We start from the raw sequence: 2,675 nt of genomic DNA, 5'->3' as shown, positions 1-2,675 counted from the left end.
CGGTTTCATTTTCGTTAAAAACCATTGCAAGGATTTTCTTTTGGGCATATAGGTTATGAAAATAAAGACCGAACGCAGGTTCGTTTGGAAAATCTATTTTCCTTTCATCGAAGATTTCACCACTCAAAACCTCAAAGTCCCTGACACCTGTCAATAGTCCCAAAGTAGATTGCCTGAACAAATCAATCCTCTTGATCTGCATGATCTGATTGAGTGGTGCTACCTGCATGCTGAGCAGTTCCCCTCGTTTTAGAATCTTATCAATCGGTTCTCCTCCATAAAAATTCCAATAAATAATCAACTGTCCGATAATGGAAGTGAACTCAAAATCACCTGTTTCTAAGCCCTTTTTGAGCGCTTCCTCCAGGTCAGGTATGGTATTGGCAAGGTGGGTAAGCCATTGGGAAATAAACATGACGTATACCTGCTTGAATGATACAAACTGGTCTTCGTTATTCAGGATTTCCGAAAGTCTATTCCCCAACTGACCCATTTTGAGGCCCTTTTCCATTTTGCCCATAAAGGCAATATTGATATAACCAAAAACGACAAAGGCAAATGGTGTCTTTGGTCCCAAACCGAATTTTAGTGTCAGTCGGATCAATTCAAACATAATCAGGGGAACCATATTGGGTTCTAAAAAATAGGCGGCCAAGGACATGTGGTGCATGATAGACATGCTGATTATTAGCTCTTCATCCTCGATTTTTGGCAGCTTTTCTATGTCTTGTTCTTTGTGGAATCCCAACCGTGCATTGGTCATCAAAAACCCAAAAAGAACATCAAGTTGTGTGGGATGGAGTTTTAATTGAATATTGGCAAAGCGGAGGGCTGTAAGACCGATTTCGATCACGCGCTTTTGGTCATTTTCTACATTTGCATTTTGGATCTTGAGTTCAGCAAGTTTGAGTTTGTCCAAAGTATCAACAGCATTGGCATCGAGGAGTCTGGTAAATTCATGGAACCGGTCTTGTCTGTTGCATTGATTGGCGGCGATAGCAGCATGCAAGTAAAGGTTGTAAGTAAATTTTTTATCCTTTTCCCACGCATTTTTGGGAAGAAACTGCACTGCGTTTTCAAAATATTGCATTGCCAACAAATATGCCGTGGCACTTTGAGAGCGCTGCCCGGCAATGATGTTCAGTTCGCACAGTTTTTTGGATTCCAATGGATCCGATATCAATTCCTTGGCGAAATTGAACTGGTTAACGATATCAAAAATACTTTCCCGGAGGTCTTCCTCATCAGTATTTTCCAAAAGGAGCCTGCCGATCTTGAGGTGATATTCACTTTTTCCAAGGTCGTCATTGAGGGAATAAAAAGCCTGCTGCACCCTGTCATGGACAAAGTAAAGATTGCCATCGCGGCTTTCGATAATCAAGTCAAGATCCAATGCCGGCTTTAGGTCCTGATAAGCTTTATTTTTACCTTTTTTTGAAATGATGGCCAATTCTCCCAAACCAAATTTATTTCCAATGCATGACGCCAGTTTGAGAATTGAGATACATTCAGAAGGCAATTTATTGATGGTTTCCAAAAAAAGATTGACAATATCCCCTTCTACATTATACCTCATCAATTCTTCTGCATTCCATTTCCATGCCGATTCGGCGCTGTCAAAGCGCAGCATTTCATTTTTATAGATAGCTTTCAAAAACTGGTTTACAAAAAGCGCGTTCCCACCGGATTTTTTATCAACTATTTTCACCAATTCATCCAGCGGGGCTTTAGATTTTCCCAATGTATTGGACACCAATCTATGAATGTCTTCATATTGAAGGCTTTCAAGGTGGATTTCTTCAGGATGGATTCCCAATTCTTCGATCTCCATTTTAAACTGGAGAAACAAATGGCCCGTGGTTATTTCATTGTCCCTGTAAGCTCCAATAATCAATATGTTTTTAAGGTCTTTATTGGTGAGGATGTTTCTCATCAAGTTGAGCGAGGGAAGATCGCTCCACTGAAGGTCATCAATAAATATGACCAAGGGTTTGCTTGAGTCTGAGAAAACCTGAAAAAAATTGCTCAAGGCATAATTAAACCTCAACTGTGCTTCCATTCCATTCAATACAGGTAGATCGGGTTCATTTTCCAACAGCTTTTCCAATCCGGGAATAATGTCATACAACACCCTTCCTATCGGATGGAGGAGTCTATGAAGCTCATGTTTCCAATATGCTAGGTCTTTTTCATTTAAAAGCAATATCTGATCTACCAACCTTCCCAATGCCTGAGAAAAAGCAAAATATGGGACATCGGTCCTCAATTGGTCAAATTTACCTGAAAGAAAAAAGCCTCCTTCTTTGATAACAGGCCTATATAGCTGCTCCACCAAGACAGATTTTCCCACCCCGGAGTTTCCATAAACGAGCATCAGGATTTTTTCATCCTCTACGATGCGTTGAAAAGCTTCCCTTAGCTGCTTGGTTTGATTCTCCCTTCCATATAGCTCATCTGAAAATCTCAGTACTCCGGAAGAATCATTGGTCCCCAATTCGAAACTTGCGGCTGTTCCTTTTCTCTGTAGGGAATTAAGGATCAATTCCAAATCATATGAAACCCCTGTGGCAGAGTGGTACCTCGTCTGAACGTCTTTTTCGAGCATTTTCAGGATGAGGTCGGAAACAATAGGCGGCACAGCCGCTATTTCCTCCGGACTTCTAGGGGTCAATGCA

At 41.0% G+C, this 2,675-nt stretch carries 1 protein-coding gene; it reads right to left on the bottom strand.

Features of this window, described 5'->3' with window-relative positions; translation table 11 throughout:
* A partial coding sequence (locus tag ACZFYI_RS18675; RefSeq protein ID WP_462525635.1) for an ATP-binding protein occupies positions 1–2,675 on the bottom strand: 2,675 nt, incomplete at both ends.

Source organism: Aquiflexum sp. (assembly GCF_977115555.1).
This window is presented reverse-complemented; position numbering and strand designations above follow the sequence as displayed.